Consider the following 14,140-nt stretch of genomic DNA (forward strand, 5'->3'; position numbering starts at 1 on the left):
TATTTAGTTGAATAATTTAATCGGTAAACTACAAGTTACTCTTTTTTAATACCGATAACTCATGACCAATAAAACCATTTCTCAATTTATACCCAACGCTAGCGAACTTATTTATGGCTGTATGGGCCTAGGTGGTGGTTGGAATAACAACCCAATAACCAAAGCCGATATAAACCAAGCACACACAGTAGTAGAGGCCGCGCTTGAAAATAACATTAACTACTTTGACCATGCCGATATTTATACTTTTGGTAAAGCAGAGCAGGTATTTGGTGAAGTTTTAAAAACGCGTACCGACCGCGATAAGTTAATTATTCAATCTAAATGCGGTATTCGCTTTGAAGATGAGCATGGCCCAAAGCGTTATGACCTTTCAGGACAGTGGATAGAGCACAGTGTAAATAAAAGTTTAGCGCAGCTAAAAACCGACTACTTAGATGTGCTTATTTTGCACAGACCCGACCCACTCATGTGCCCACAGGAAATCGCCAGCACTTATAAAAAACTAAAAAGCCAAGGCAAGGTACGTTTTTTAGGGGTGTCTAATATGCAGCAGCATCAAATAAAAGCCATTCAACACGCTCTGTCAGAGCCACTTATTTTGAATCAAGTAGAAATGAGCTTATTAAAAAATGACTGGGTTGAAGAGGGTATATATGCTGGTAACGCGCAAGGCGCAAATATTAACTTTACGCCGGGCTTAGTCGAATTTTGCCAGCACGAAAAAATACAACTGCAGGCGTGGGGAAGTTTATGCCAAGGGTTGTTTTCGGGCGCTGATATAACCGGCGCTGAAACCCGTATTAAAAACACGCACCAATTAGTACAAAGCTTAGCTGCGCAGTACAGCACAAGTGCAGAGGCCATTGTACTGGCATGGTTAAATAGACACCCTGCAAATATTCAATCTGTAATAGGGACTACTAACACTGCGCGTATTAAAGCGTGTGCACAAGTAAGCAAAATACAATTAACGGCCGCTCATTGGTATGCACTTTACGAAAGTGTAAAAGGTTGCGAGCTGCCATAGTTTAGTAAAGGAGCACTAAAATGATAAAAAATACACTAACCACATTTTTACTAAGCACAGTAGTGGCATTAACGGCCTGTAAAAGTAATCAGCCACCAGCGGCTAATAACGCAAACACTGCAAACGCTGATAGTTATTTACAGCGCGATGTACGCGACGATATATTTTATTTTGTATTACCTGATCGTTTTTATAATGGCGATCCGCAAAACGATAATGGCAGCAAGGAGCATGCTATTTCGGCTGGTGGACTAAATTTAACAACCACCAGTGGTTTTCATGGTGGAGATATAACAGGCATTGAACAAAAGCTAGACTACCTAGAAGCGCTAGGGGTTACAGCCATTTGGATGACGCCATTATTACGCAATCAAGCGATTCAATCAGATGGTGTTGCACACCATGGTTATTGGATTGTCGATTTTAGCGAAATAGACCCGCACTTTGGTGGTAATGCTTCTTTAAAAAAGCTAATTGATGCAGCTCATAAAAAAGGCATTAAAGTATTTTTTGACATTATTACTAACCACTCTGCCGATATTATTCGTTACGACGAATGCCACATGCCAAACGGCCAATTTAAAGCAGGTTTAACGCATTGTGAGTATAAAGCGCTAAATAACCCTAAGCCGTATAGCCCATTTATTCCTGAGCACTTAAAAGATGTTAAGCACCCACAGTGGCTAAACAATGTCGATTATTATCATAATCAAGGCGACAGTACCTTTAGTGGTGAAAGCTCACTTAATGGTGATTTTAACGGCCTAGACGATTTAAAAACAGAGCATCCGCAGGTGGTGAGCGGCATGGTCGATATTTATCAAAATTTAATAAAAGAGTTTAAGCCCGACGGCTTCAGAATCGATACCGTACGCCATGTAAATCTCGAGTTTTGGCAAACATTTACGCCCGCTATTATCGATTACGCTAAAGCGCAAGGCATTCCAAATTTTCATGTGTTTGGTGAGGTGTACGACCCTAATCCTAAAAACCTAAGTGTATTTACCACAGAAGGTAAAATTCCGTCTGTGCTTGATTTTGCATTTCAAAAAATAGCGGCCGATGTGTTTTTTAAAGGAGAGAACCCAAGCGCCATTAGCGAGCTATTTGCACAAGACTCACTATACAAAGATGAAGACAGCCAAGCCGATTTACTCATGACCTTTTTAGGTAACCACGACATGGGCAGACCTGGCTTATTTATAAACCAAACATTTGATCACGAAAGCGATGAGCTTAAATTAAAGCGCAGCCAGTTAGCGCATGCGTTTATGTTTTTATCTCGCGGAATACCGGTAATTTATTATGGCGATGAACAAGGTTTTACAGGTGATGGCCACGATATTGATGCACGCGAAGATATGTTTGCATCAAAGGTTGCAAGCTATAACGACAATAACCTTATAGGCACCGCGCAAACAACGGCCGATGATAACTTTAATCAGCAGCACCCATTATTTAAAACTATTGCGCAATTAAGTAAGTTACGAAAAAACCACGAAGGGCTTCGCCGTGGTGAATACAACGACTTATTTTTTGCTAAAAACACTGGCATGTTTGCGTTTTCACGCACAGTAAAAGGCGCAGAGCAGGCGTATATTATTGTGTTTAATAGCGAAAAAACGCCACAAACAATAGAGATTAATAGCCCGTATAAACACTTATCACCCCTTGTAGCGGCCGAGCAACTTGAGCAACAAAATGGCAAGTTAACGGTTACTTTAAAAGGGCTTAGTTATAGTGTGTATATTGCTAAATAATTAACTGTTTAGGTTAAGTAAAAGCCAGCTGCTAAGCTGGCTTTTTTATGGCTTAAAAGGTTATTGCTTTAAATCTATGTTGTATAGCGCAAAACCATTTTCATCTGTTTTAAGTGGTGAGGTAGGCGCAACAGCAGGGAGTGTTTGTGCAATAGTAGCTACTTCATCAAGAGGCGATGTTCTAAATACTACGTTTAGGTCTGCGCTGGTGGTTATTGTACTAAAGCGCCAGTTATTATCGGCCGAAGGGTCAATACTGCCTGTGCTACTTTTAGCGGCTTCGCTAATAATGTAACTACGCAACACACCGCGGTTTTCATCTGGGCCTTCAAAAGTTTCGCGGCTAGTACCGTCAATCGCTGGGAAGTTACCGCCACCTGATGCACGATAGTTATTCGTTACAATTAAAAATTCAGCGTTTAAATCTATGGCTTCACCTTGGTATTGTAAGTTGTTAATTCGTGAGTTATTTGCGCTTACAAGTAGACCGTCGTTGTCATAACGTTTTGGCTGCGTTACGTCTATTTCAAAGGTTACGCCGTCAATAATATCAAAGTTAAATGTAGGAAATGAGGTATCAAGTAAATTTTGCTCAGCACTGCTGCTCGGATCTATTTGATTAAACTGACCAGCGGAGCGCTCAAGCCATTCTTTCACATCGCTACCCGTTATTTTTACCATGCGCACAGTATTTGGAAATACATATAAGCTCACAGTATCAAGTAAGGTAATGTCGCCCGCTTTTACATTGGTGTAATCTTCAATGCCGTTTCGACCGGCTCTAAATGTTGCTGCCGCCGAAAGTACCGGTAAACCGTCAAGCTCGGTGCCTTGAATAAATGCTTTACCCCAAGCTATTTGCGCATCTGACACAATTTGAATTGAGGGGTCGTCTTGTACTAGTGCTAAAAAGCTATAAATTGGGTTTGAAATTTCAGCAAATGGTTCGCTTACCCAGTCAATTGTTGCTTGGTGTTCAAGCTCTATGGCAGCAGCTACATCGGTATCTACGGCAGCTAAATCAACAAAGTCACCGTTTTCGTCGGTGCCACTAATGGCGCGTGTTTCTACTTTTGAGCTAGTAACTTCCCAACCGCCTTCGTCGTTTGGTTCAACAATTAAATCAATAACCCCTAAGTTATTGCCAAAAAAGCCAGGCATAACAGCTGGTACGCCATTAAGTTTACCGTTTACGTTATCAATACCTGCCGACTCATAACCATCGTAAGCCGAATCACCCGGAAACAAACGGTGGTTATGGCCAAACAGTATGGCGTCTACGTCATCTACTTTAGATAAGTAAAGAGCAGTGTTTTCGGCTAGGTCTTCTTGTGCGCTGGCGGTTAAACCAGAGTGCGGAATAGCAATAATAATATCGGCGCCCTGAGCTTTCATTTGCGGAATGAATTTTTCGGCAGTGGCCACTATGTCTTTTGCAATGACCTTACCTTGTAAGTGCGCGCTATCCCATTGCATAATTTGCGGTGGGGTAAGACCTAAGTAGCCAATTTTAATTGTTTGTTCGTTGCCGTTTATATCAAGCACGGCTTTGTCTTGAATGTAATACGGGGTGTAACGGTTTTCATCGTTGCTGTCGTCGTCATCACCATCATCTACGTACACGTTTGCGTTTACATACGGAAAGTCGGCACCGCTTAATGTTGCATCTAAAAACTCTAAACCAAAGTTAAACTCATGGTTACCTAAGTTTGCTACATCGTAGTCAAGTAGGTTCATGGCTTTATAAACCACGTGAGTGGCTCCGTTTAATATATCGTCTTTACGTACAATGGCTTCGTAATCGCCAAGCGGGCTGTTTTGAATTAAATCGCCATTATCAACAAGTACACTATTTTGCACTTCACTACGGGCTTCTTTTATAAGGGTTGCGGTATTAACAAAACCTAAAGTTTCTGATGGCGCTTGCGCAAAATAATCGTAGTTAGATAAATACATGTGTATGTCGGTTGTTTCCATTACGCGCAAAGTAACAGGCGCTGGGTCTGGAGTTACCACAACGATTGGGTCGTTATCGTCGTCATCATTTATGTCACAACCCGTTAATGAAAGAGCAATGGTTAGTGCCAGTGTTGATTTTAAAAAGTATTTTTTAGCGATTCGATTTTTCATGTTCATTCCGTGTAATTTTAAAAAGGAGTACAGTAAAAAAGGTTTGTTAAAGTATGATGAATTAAAATGTGAATCTGAATTTACATTTTCACATGGTGCCTTTATAGTAATGTCTTCTACCAAGATGAGCACACACTATGAGTATACCTATGTACGCATTTAAAAAAATTAAAAAATCTTTATTATTAAGTGCTTGCGCTTTAACTAGCTTTACAAGTTACGCAGTTGATGAGCAATTTGTAAGTTATCAAGCGGGGCGTTATGCAATTAAAAATGTTACGTTAATAGATGGCACCGGCAAATCAGCACAAACTAATCAAACGGTTGTAATAAATAAAAATAAAATTGTGAACATAGGCGCCACAGCTGAAGTAGACGTCGCTAAAGGTGTGAGTATTATTGACGGTACTGGAAAAACGTTAATTCCAGGTTTGGTGATGATGCACGAGCACATGTTTTATCCAACCGGTAAAGCCCATTACACCGAAATGCTTTACAGCTTTCCGCGTTTATATTTAGCAGGCGGTGCAACCACAATTCGTACTGCTGGCACAACTGCACCTTATGCAGATTTAAAATTAAGAGATGATATAAACGCAGGTAAAAGTTTAGGCCCAGATATAGATGTAACGGCGCCGTATTTAAATGGCCCCGGCTTACCTATATTAAAAATAAAGTCGCTACGCGATGCAGACGACGCTAAAACAATGATGGACTACTGGGGCTTAGAGGGAGTTACCTCATATAAAGCGTATATGCATATTCATCAAAATGAGCTTGATGTTGTTATTAAAAAAGCGCACGAGCAAAATAACAAAGTAACGGCTCATTTATGTTCAGTTACATACCGCGAAGCAGCCGCTTTAGGCATTGATAACCTAGAACATGGCTTTTTTGCCGCCACCGACTTTGTTAAAAGCAAGCAAAAAGATGTATGCCCAAGTAATAAAGACGTACAGCAATCGTTTGTAGATTTAGATATAAACTCGCCAGAAGTAACGAGCCTAATAAATTACTTAGTGGATAATAATGTTGCACTTACCTCTACACTTACTGTGTTTGAAACCTTTACTAAAGGCCGCCCTAAAGCCTACCCAGAAGCACTTGATGCATTAATACCGCAAGTACGTGATCAGTACGAGTCGCGCTTTGAAAAAATAGCAAAGCAGAGCGAGTCTAGCTGGCCTTTAGTATTTAAAAAAATGATGCAGCTAGAAAAAATGTTTGTAGCCGCGGGTGGTAAATTAATGGTGGGCACAGACCCAACAGGTTATGGCGGCGTAATTGCTGGCTTTTCAAACCAGCGTGCAATTGAATTACTTGTAGAGGCTGGATTTATGCAGCCACAAGCTATAAAAATAGCCACGCTAAATGCAGCGCAGTATTTAAATAAGCAAAATACAATAGGCAGTATTGAAGTAGGTAAACAAGCTGACTTAGTCATTATAAATAGCGATTTTGCAAAAAATGCGTCGGCTATCCGTAATATGGAAACTGTATTTAAAAATGGTGTAGGCTATAACTCAACAGCACTTTTCGATAACACTAAATCGGTTGTTGGGCTTCATTAAAATAACAAAGGAAAACAGGATGAAAAAATCACTACTCTCAGTGGCATTAGGTTTTGCTGCACTTGGTGCGTTTAACGCGCAGGCAAACCTTGATCAGCACGTTAAAAATGTAGAGCAGCAGGTAATTGAATGGCGACGCGACTTTCACCAAAACCCTGAGCTTGGTAATCGCGAAACGCGTACCGCAGGCATTGTGGCTAAACACTTAAAGTCGTTAGGTATGCAAGTACAAACCGATATTGCTTACACAGGTGTTGTTGGTATTTTAAAAGGCGCAAAGCCTGGCCCTACGGTAATGTTACGCGCAGATATGGATGCATTACCCGTTACCGAAAAAGCCGATGTGCCGTTTAAATCAACTAAAACCACTAATTATCGCGGTGTAGATGTAGGCATAATGCACGCCTGCGGACACGACACGCATGTAGCTATGCTAATGGGCACTGCACAAGTACTGGCAAATATGAAAGATGAACTGCATGGCAACATCATGTTTGTGTTTCAGCCTGCTGAAGAGGGCGCACCCGAAGGTGAAGAGGGCGGTGCAGAGCTAATGCTTAAAGAAGGTATTTTTACTAAATATAAACCAGACGTAGCCTTTGGTCTACACATCACATCGAGCCTACATACCGGTAAAATTGGCTATCGAAGTGGGCCGTTTATGGCCAGTGCAGATCGCTTTGAAATCACTGTAAATGGTCGTCAAGCGCATGGCTCAGCACCTTGGACAGGCGTGGATCCTATTGCGGCCGCTGCGCAAATTGTAACGGGCGTTAACCATATTGTGAGCCGCCAAGTAAATATAACCAAAGAGCCCGCTATTGTGTCGTTTGGTAAAATTGCCGGTGGTGTACGTAATAATATTATTCCTGAAGAAGTTGAAATGGTCGGCACTATTCGTAATTTTGATATGGATAATCGCGCGCAAATCTTTGAAAATATTAAAACAACCGCTACGCATATTGCTAAATCGTCGGGGGCAACGGCTGATGTGCATATTCACGAAGGTTATCCTGTAACGGTTAATAACCCTGAGCTTACTGCGCAAATGTTACCTAGTCTTGAAAAAGCAGCGGGTAAGCAAAATGTACTAGAAATGGGTAAAATTACTGGCGCAGAAGACTTTTCGTTTTATGCATTAGAAATACCCAGTGTATTTGTGTTTTTAGGTGGCACGCCTGAAAACCAAGACTTAAAAACGGTAGCAAGTAACCACTCACCGTATTTTTACGCTGATGAGTCATCGTTTAAAGTCGGCACAAAAACACTTAGCCAATTAGCGGTAGATTACTTAAATAGCCACAAGTAATACCGTAATTACCCAGCGAGTAAAGTAATTGCTGGCTGGGTATTGTTGTTTATATTAACAAGCTGCACTATGTGTGCACTTTAACCTAACACGTTTAAATTTATGTCTGATCAACCCTTTTTGGCACCTAAGCAACAACGCAGCCAGCAAACCCAAGAAAAACTATTAAAAGCGCTGCATCACAGTTTAAAAAGTAAGTTTTTTGAGCACATAAGTATAAAAGAGCTGGCCGATTACGCCGATGTGTCGGTAGGTACGTTTTACCGTCGCTTTAAAAATAAAGAGTCGTTGCTGCCCATGTTGTATCAAGACTTTGGTATTGATTTAAATAACTGGGTAACAGAACTTGAGACGCAGGACTATAAAAACCTAAACGATGTGGTTAACACCTTATGCCATAAAACGTTTGTGTTTTTATCATCACAGCAGGGAATATTTAGAACTCTGCATTTAAATTCGCGTTTGCACAGCGAGTTATTAGGCACCGATAAACACATAAACAGACGAGTTATTTATCAGCGTTTAGCGCAATTAATTACCCAAACAGATACTAAAGTGAGCGAGGTAGCTGCAGGTACTGCCGTATTTTTAATTGTCAGCTCATTGCTTGATAAAGTGCTTTATCACGATTTAACACCTGCGATTGCTTGCCCTTTAAGTGCAGCGCAATACGCGCAAGAACTACCTAAAATTGTGTTAGCTTATTTAGGTTAAACACCTTTAAACATGCTCAAGGAGAGTAAAATGAAAATTACTGGAAGCTGCTATTGTGGTGAAATTAAATACCAAGCTCAGTCGCAAAATAATAACGTACTTGTATGTCATTGTAGCGATTGCCAACGCATGTCGAGTGGGCCATTTAGAGCCGTAATTATGGCTGAGCCTAACTCAGTCGTGTTTACGAAGGGCGAGCCAAAAGAGTATGTTAAAACCGCGCAAAGCGGTAATAAACGTGCACAAGGTTTCTGTGGTACGTGCGGCACTACACTTTACGCAACTAACGAAGCAAAAGCCGATAGAGTGTACGGCTTGCGTATAGGTGCTGTAGATCAGCGCGATGAGTTTACGCCAGCTGCGCAAATTTGGTCGCAATCAACGCTCACGTGGCTCAACGATTTACATCAAGTACCGGCCTTTGAAACTACGCCTCAATAAACAGGTAGGCTATTAATGAAAACACTGATAAAAACAGCCTTATTAGCAAGTGTACTACTTACGAGTTTTGCGCAGGCAAACCCCAGTAATGTCGACTTTTTAAATACAGGCAAAGCTAATCCTAATTTACCATTTTCGCAAATAGTAAAAGCCGGTAATACACTTTATATGTCGGGGCAAATAGGGATTAACCCTGCAACCGGTAAGTTAGCAGCGGGTGGTTTTGAAGGTGAAGCAAAGCAAACCCTTGAAAACATTAAGCGCACTTTAGAGCAGCACAACTACAGCATGAGCAATATTGTAAAGTGCACCGTTATGCTTACCGATATAAACGACTTTAAAGCGTTTAACGCTATTTATACGCAATATTTTAGTGCGCCGTATCCTGCACGTAGTGCATTTGCTGTAAAGGCGTTAGCTCTTGATTCTGTAGTAGAAGTTGAGTGTATAGGCTCACTTTAAATTTTAAAAATAATACCAATCCGCATAATTAAGTGATCTATTTTGAGGATGGAAAAACGTGTTGATAGCAAGGCAAAAAATTCGCTATTTAGTTGTTCTCGGCAATTGCTCCTGCATTGCCCTACCTTCTGCATCCATGCAGTCGTAAATGAGGGTTTTTTAACGCAGATAGCGACACGTTTAGTCCCTAAAAATGATTAAGTATTATTGCGGATTGGTATAAATTTTCTGAAATTTTTTTAGCCAAGTGACTGTCTATTTATAAGACAGTCACTTGGAGAAAAATATGTGTAGTTCACCTAAAAGCAGCCGGGCAGTTAAAAAATCAGCCATTAACTTTAATGACGAGCTGACCCAAGAGCAGCGCCTACGTTTTGCTGCAAAAGCTAATTTAGCACAAGAGCGCCGCGCACAACGCGAAGCCACTAATAAACGCTATGAGAAAAAACATACCCCTGTAAAAAAGCCAGCAACGGGCTTGTTTTCATGGTTACAGCAGTTAGTAAGCTAGTTACAGCAGTTAGTAAGCTAGTTACAGCAGTAAAAAATTAACTGTTATTAAGCGTGGTATTTTTACCGCTAAACCACCCGCATATAGCACATAACACGCCCGCAATAGCACATAGCCACAATGGCGCACTCCAGCTCCCTGTTGCTGTATGCAATGCCCCTGCAACCATAGGGCCAATAGCCGCCAGCAAATACCCAATACTTTGTGACATACCCGAAAGCGATGCCGCTTGCGTGGAGTTATCAGTACGTAGGCTAATAAACGAGAGCCCTAAAATAAAACACGCGCCCGAACTAAAACCAAGTAGTAGCGTCCATACCAAGGCAAAACTTGGCATATACAACAAACCAAGCGCACATGTTGCACTAAGTGATGCAAGTATAAAGCTAAGCGCGCTTTGGTCTTTGAGCTTGGCAAGTAACGGTATAAGTACAAGTCCAGGTATGGCGGTCGCAATTTGAAAAGCCCCATGATAGGCGCCTGCTTGCGTAGCGCTTTGGCCTGCTTCGGTTAAAATGCCCGGCAACCACGTAATGATGATGTAGTTTAAAAACGAATTTAAACCTAGCAATAGTGTAATTTGCCATGCAAGAGCATAACGCCAAATGCTTTTAGTCAGTGTTGATGTATGCGCTGTTTGTGTTGGTTTTGTGTGTTTATTTAATTGGGCCATCCATACAATTAAAGTGGTGATTGTAATAAGGGCACTTGCGCCTAAAGCAAACTGCCAGCCTAAGCCTTCATATTGGCTAAGCGGGTAAACTAACGCTGAAAACCCACCCGATGTAACGCCCATAGTAAGTACATAAGCTGAGGTCATAACGGCGACTTTTGCGGCAAAGTCGCGTTTTATTAAACTTGGTAATAAAACGTTAGCTATAGCAATACCTGCACCAATAATGGCTGTGCCAACAAACAACATTATTGACGAATTAACCACACGCCCAGCAATACCCATTAATATTAAAAATACAGCAAAAAACAAAGTGCGCTCAAGCCCTTGGCGTTTAGCTAGGCTTGCTGCCATGGGCGATATAATCGCAAATGCAATAAGCGGTAACGTGGTAATAAACCCCGCCTGCGAAGCGGTTAAGCCAAAGTGCGCAATTATTTGATCAAGCACCGGCGCAACACCTGTAAAAGGTGCACGTAAATTAGCGGCAATAAGTAAAATACCTATTACCAGTAGTATGCTCGAAAAGCGCGACGTGCCAGTATTGCTTTGAGGTGTGAGTGTCATTTTTAAAAAATAAGTTAGCTAATTATTGGCGCTAGTATAATTAAATCAGCACTATTATAATTTAGCTATACTGACATTAAATTGCTAAAAACAGACAAAACTATGTTTGAACCTAAAGGGTGGGGCTATCTGCAAAATTATGAGCATATGGTACAGCCCATAATCGCCAAAGTAGATACCGCACAAGGCAGTAAAGAATACCCTTTACATACTCACCCAAAGGGGCAATTAATATTAGCGCTTGATGGCTATGTAACCTGTGAAGCGGCAAATAAAATGTGGATGGTGCCCACTCACAGCGCTATTTGGGTGCCTGCTAATACGTGCCACAGTAATCGCGCATCAGATAACGCCAATTTATGCTTTGTATTTATTGATGCCAACCTAAAAGGTATGCCCACACACACTTGTACTTTGGCTATTACTCCCCTCGTTAAAAGTTTAATGCTTAAGTTGGCAAGCGAAAACCAAGCTTATAGCGAAGGTGATAAAACCGCGCGTTTAGCCCAAGTATTGTTTGATTTATTAATAGAAATGCCAGCGCAGCCGCTTGATTTTGCGCTTTCTAAGCATGTGGTAATACAAACCATGAGCCGGGAGCTAATTGAGTATCCCAATAACCGCAAAACCCTTGCGCAATGGGCAGTGCAATTTGCGTTAACCGAGCGTACGTTGGCACGACTTATAAAAAAGCAAACCGGCATGACCTTTGGTAAGTGGCGCACGCAGTTACATATAATTACCGCGCTGCAGGCACTTTCAGATGGGCAAAGCGTACAGCAAGTGTCGGAGTTATTAGGGTATGAATCGGTGAGTGCGTTTATAACTATGTTTAAAAAGGTAATGGGAAAATCGCCCACTAAATACATGGGCGATTTAAATTAAGCTAAATGTGTGTTTTACCAAGTATACGTGGCTGAGAGCATAGCGTTACGTGGCTTGCCAGGAAAGTACCTGTCGCCAGTAAAACTAGTGAAATCGGCACGCTCTGCGTAAGCTTCGTCGGTAAGGTTTATTACACGGGCAAGCACTTCTAGGTTATTGGTCACTTGCCATTTAGCGCGCAAACTTAAAATGTCATGCCCGTCGTAGCTATGAAGGTTTTCTGGGTCGGTAAAGTAACTACTCACATGGTGCCATTGCAATGAAAAACCTATGTTACTAAAGGCTTGCCAATTTAAATCAAGATTAGCAATGTTACGCGGCGCGGTATCTACCTCATTGCCGTTAATATTTAAGCCACTTACTAACTGGTTATTAGTATACGTGTGCTTTGCATGTGTACCTGCAAATTGTAAGTTAAGTGTTTTACTTAATGCGTAATCCACTTCAAGCTCAATACCTCTGTGGCGAGAACTGCCATTATTAACGTTAAAAAAGTCGCTATCGCGATAAATAGTGTTGTGCTTACTCATGGCATACACAGCCAATGCATACCTCACATTAGAGTAGTAACCCTTTAAACCAAGCTCGGCATTATTAGCTATTTCTGGGTTTAAATTAGCGGTGGTTTGTTCGCGTTGTAATTGATATAGCTCAGCGGCTTGGGGCGCTCTGTAACCACGCGAAAAATTAGCGTATACAGTATTGCTGTTATTGACCTTATAGCTTACCCCTAGCTTAGGCGATGTATTGCTAAAGCTATTTTTACCACTTGCTGGGCGGCTATAACGGCAACCGCCAAAGCCACATTCACTGCCGTCGTCTTTTGTGCGGCCACTAAGCATATTGTTAGTGTAATCGTATTGCATATGCTCATACCTTAGGCCTGCGCTAATAAACCACTTATTTAATTGCCACTCAACTGATGCAAACGGCGCATAAAGCGTTGCGTTTACGTCGTAATCGTAGTGTTTGCCTTGCGGTACTGTGGCTACTAAAAATGCAGAGCCCTGAGTTGGCTCGTTTTGGCTTTGTGTAAAGTCGCTGCGGGTGTATTCGCCATCAAGCCCTAGGTTTACTTTTATATTACTTTGTAAACTGTGCTGATAGAGCGATTGCACACCAAAACCTGTTTGGCTATTGGTTTCAAGTGGGGTGCCGGGTAAAAAGTGCTTAAAAAAGTCCATGCTTTGGTCGCGCACATAAGGCGTAATAGAAAGCACATTGCCGTTTTTTAATTGCCACTGGGCGTTGCTCCACGCTCTAAATGAGCGGGCTTTTCTAAAGGCGTCGGGGTCGAAGTTTTGCTGCGCTATATCTTCGTTTTTATAGCTTTCAAAACCCGTTATAAAGCCAGCTGTTTGCTGATCTAAATCTGTGTATGTAAGGCCAGAGGTCAGTAACAGGTTTGAGTGCTCAAAGCGGTGGCGAATATTTACCTTTTGCTGTTTTACGCTTTCACCGTCGCGATAACCTGTGTCGTCGGTCACACTTGCGTTAATGCCAATCCCACTGTTGCCATAGTCTTTCCCTGCGCGTATTTTATAACGAGCATAACCGTATGAGCCGTAATCAACGCCAACAAGTCCGCCACCTTGGGTGGTGTCTGGTGTTATTACATTAATAACACCATGCACTGCGTTAGAGCCATAAAGGGCTGAGCCTGGGCCTTTTAATACTTCAATGCGCTTTGCCATTTCGCTATGCGCTTCAAATAGCTCGTTTATATTACAAAAGCCTGCAGCGCGAAGTGGAATGCCATCTTCAAGAGTTAATATGCCGCCACAGGCTGCTGCGCCCGAAAGCACAGGCGAGCGAAGTGCAGGTAAATACTCTTGCCCGTTACCCCGTTGTACATTTGCGCCAGCAATGCGCTGTAGTGATTCTTCAACATGCGTTGGTGCAATACTGTTTAATTGCGCCTCAGATAAGGTACTAATAGTAAGAGGAAGGGGTGTAGCAAGTGCTTCTGTACGCGATGCGGTGGTTGTTATGGTTTCTATTGCATCATGGTTTTGATTATCAGCAATTGCAACATGGCTTAGTGGCAATAACAGCGGAAAAAAATAAGGTTTCATACATTCCTTTAA

General features: G+C 41.8%; 12 protein-coding genes. 9 read left to right on the forward strand and 3 right to left on the reverse strand.

What is annotated here, in order from left to right; genetic code table 11:
* Window positions 1-61: 61 nt before the first annotated feature.
* Both PESP_RS03660 and PESP_RS03665 read left to right on the forward strand, forming a co-directional pair.
* Window positions 62-1,030, forward strand: a complete 969-nt coding sequence (locus PESP_RS03660) for an aldo/keto reductase (protein WP_089346813.1) — start codon at window positions 62-64, stop codon at window positions 1,028-1,030.
* 20 nt (window positions 1,031-1,050) lie between these two features.
* Window positions 1,051-2,790, forward strand: coding sequence for an alpha-amylase family glycosyl hydrolase (locus PESP_RS03665; protein WP_089346814.1), 1,740 nt, complete (start codon window positions 1,051-1,053; stop codon window positions 2,788-2,790).
* A gap of 60 nt (window positions 2,791-2,850) precedes the next feature.
* Here PESP_RS03665 and PESP_RS03670 read toward each other — a convergent pair whose 3' ends face one another.
* Complete coding sequence (locus PESP_RS03670) at window positions 2,851-4,920, reverse strand: bifunctional 2',3'-cyclic-nucleotide 2'-phosphodiesterase/3'-nucleotidase (RefSeq protein WP_089346815.1); 2,070 nt, start codon at window positions 4,918-4,920, stop codon at window positions 2,851-2,853.
* 137 nt (window positions 4,921-5,057) lie between these two features.
* Here PESP_RS03670 and PESP_RS03675 point away from each other — a divergent pair, with 137 nt between their 5' ends.
* The 6 genes from PESP_RS03675 (at window position 5,058) to PESP_RS03700 (ending at window position 9,928) form a co-directional block, all read left to right on the forward strand.
* Window positions 5,058-6,491 carry an amidohydrolase family protein gene (locus PESP_RS03675; RefSeq protein ID WP_089346816.1) on the forward strand — a complete coding sequence of 478 codons (1,434 nt, stop codon included), beginning with the start codon at window positions 5,058-5,060 and terminating at the stop codon, window positions 6,489-6,491.
* Between the two features lie 19 nt (window positions 6,492-6,510).
* The gene (locus tag PESP_RS03680; RefSeq protein WP_089346817.1) at window positions 6,511-7,800 is read left to right on the forward strand and encodes an amidohydrolase; all 1,290 of its coding nucleotides are present in this window, start codon (window positions 6,511-6,513) and stop codon (window positions 7,798-7,800) included.
* Window positions 7,801-7,902: 102 nt separating this feature from the next.
* Window positions 7,903-8,514: a TetR/AcrR family transcriptional regulator gene (locus PESP_RS03685; RefSeq protein WP_089346818.1), complete on the forward strand. Its 612-nt coding sequence runs from the start codon at window positions 7,903-7,905 to the stop codon at window positions 8,512-8,514.
* Between the two features lie 30 nt (window positions 8,515-8,544).
* Complete coding sequence (locus PESP_RS03690) at window positions 8,545-8,955, forward strand: GFA family protein (protein ID WP_089346819.1); 411 nt, start codon at window positions 8,545-8,547, stop codon at window positions 8,953-8,955.
* A 15-nt stretch (window positions 8,956-8,970) separates the two neighbouring features.
* The gene (locus PESP_RS03695; protein WP_089346820.1) at window positions 8,971-9,417 is read left to right on the forward strand and encodes a RidA family protein; all 447 of its coding nucleotides are present in this window, start codon (window positions 8,971-8,973) and stop codon (window positions 9,415-9,417) included.
* Between the two features lie 286 nt (window positions 9,418-9,703).
* On the forward strand, window positions 9,704-9,928 hold the full coding sequence (locus PESP_RS03700; RefSeq protein ID WP_089346821.1) for a hypothetical protein: 225 nt from the start codon (window positions 9,704-9,706) through the stop codon (window positions 9,926-9,928).
* A 37-nt stretch (window positions 9,929-9,965) separates the two neighbouring features.
* On the opposite strand, the gene PESP_RS03705 is transcribed toward PESP_RS03700, so the two are convergent.
* The gene (locus PESP_RS03705; protein ID WP_089346822.1) at window positions 9,966-11,168 is read right to left on the reverse strand and encodes an MFS transporter; all 1,203 of its coding nucleotides are present in this window, start codon (window positions 11,166-11,168) and stop codon (window positions 9,966-9,968) included.
* A gap of 102 nt (window positions 11,169-11,270) precedes the next feature.
* Between PESP_RS03705 and PESP_RS03710 the strand changes: the two genes are divergently transcribed.
* A complete protein-coding gene (locus PESP_RS03710; protein WP_089346823.1) occupies window positions 11,271-12,053 on the forward strand; it encodes an AraC family transcriptional regulator in 783 nt (260 codons plus the stop codon).
* A gap of 14 nt (window positions 12,054-12,067) precedes the next feature.
* Here the strand turns inward: PESP_RS03710 and PESP_RS03715 are convergent, their stop codons facing one another.
* Window positions 12,068-14,128 carry a TonB-dependent receptor gene (locus tag PESP_RS03715; RefSeq protein ID WP_089346824.1) on the reverse strand — a complete coding sequence of 687 codons (2,061 nt, stop codon included), beginning with the start codon at window positions 14,126-14,128 and terminating at the stop codon, window positions 12,068-12,070.
* Window positions 14,129-14,140: the final 12 nt, after the last annotated feature.

It is taken from the genome of Pseudoalteromonas espejiana DSM 9414, from assembly GCF_002221525.1.
Taxonomy (GTDB): domain Bacteria; phylum Pseudomonadota; class Gammaproteobacteria; order Enterobacterales; family Alteromonadaceae; genus Pseudoalteromonas; species Pseudoalteromonas espejiana.

What these genes read in the sequence shown, in the direction of transcription:
- PESP_RS03680 (WP_089346817.1), top strand. Translation starts at nt 6,511, where the DNA reads ATGAAAAAATCACTACTCTCAGTGGCATTAGGTTTTGCTGCACTTGGT.
- PESP_RS03695 (WP_089346820.1), top strand. Translation starts at nt 8,971, where the DNA reads ATGAAAACACTGATAAAAACAGCCTTATTAGCAAGTGTACTACTTACG.
- PESP_RS03665 (WP_089346814.1), top strand. Translation starts at nt 1,051, where the DNA reads ATGATAAAAAATACACTAACCACATTTTTACTAAGCACAGTAGTGGCA.
- PESP_RS03705 (WP_089346822.1), bottom strand. Translation starts at nt 11,168, where the DNA reads ATGACACTCACACCTCAAAGCAATACTGGCACGTCGCGCTTTTCGAGC.
- PESP_RS03675 (WP_089346816.1), top strand. Translation starts at nt 5,058, where the DNA reads ATGAGTATACCTATGTACGCATTTAAAAAAATTAAAAAATCTTTATTA.
- PESP_RS03710 (WP_089346823.1), top strand. Translation starts at nt 11,271, where the DNA reads ATGTTTGAACCTAAAGGGTGGGGCTATCTGCAAAATTATGAGCATATG.
- PESP_RS03685 (WP_089346818.1), top strand. Translation starts at nt 7,903, where the DNA reads ATGTCTGATCAACCCTTTTTGGCACCTAAGCAACAACGCAGCCAGCAA.
- PESP_RS03670 (WP_089346815.1), bottom strand. Translation starts at nt 4,920, where the DNA reads ATGAAAAATCGAATCGCTAAAAAATACTTTTTAAAATCAACACTGGCA.
- PESP_RS03700 (WP_089346821.1), top strand. Translation starts at nt 9,704, where the DNA reads ATGTGTAGTTCACCTAAAAGCAGCCGGGCAGTTAAAAAATCAGCCATT.
- PESP_RS03660 (WP_089346813.1), top strand. Translation starts at nt 62, where the DNA reads ATGACCAATAAAACCATTTCTCAATTTATACCCAACGCTAGCGAACTT.
- PESP_RS03690 (WP_089346819.1), top strand. Translation starts at nt 8,545, where the DNA reads ATGAAAATTACTGGAAGCTGCTATTGTGGTGAAATTAAATACCAAGCT.
- PESP_RS03715 (WP_089346824.1), bottom strand. Translation starts at nt 14,128, where the DNA reads ATGAAACCTTATTTTTTTCCGCTGTTATTGCCACTAAGCCATGTTGCA.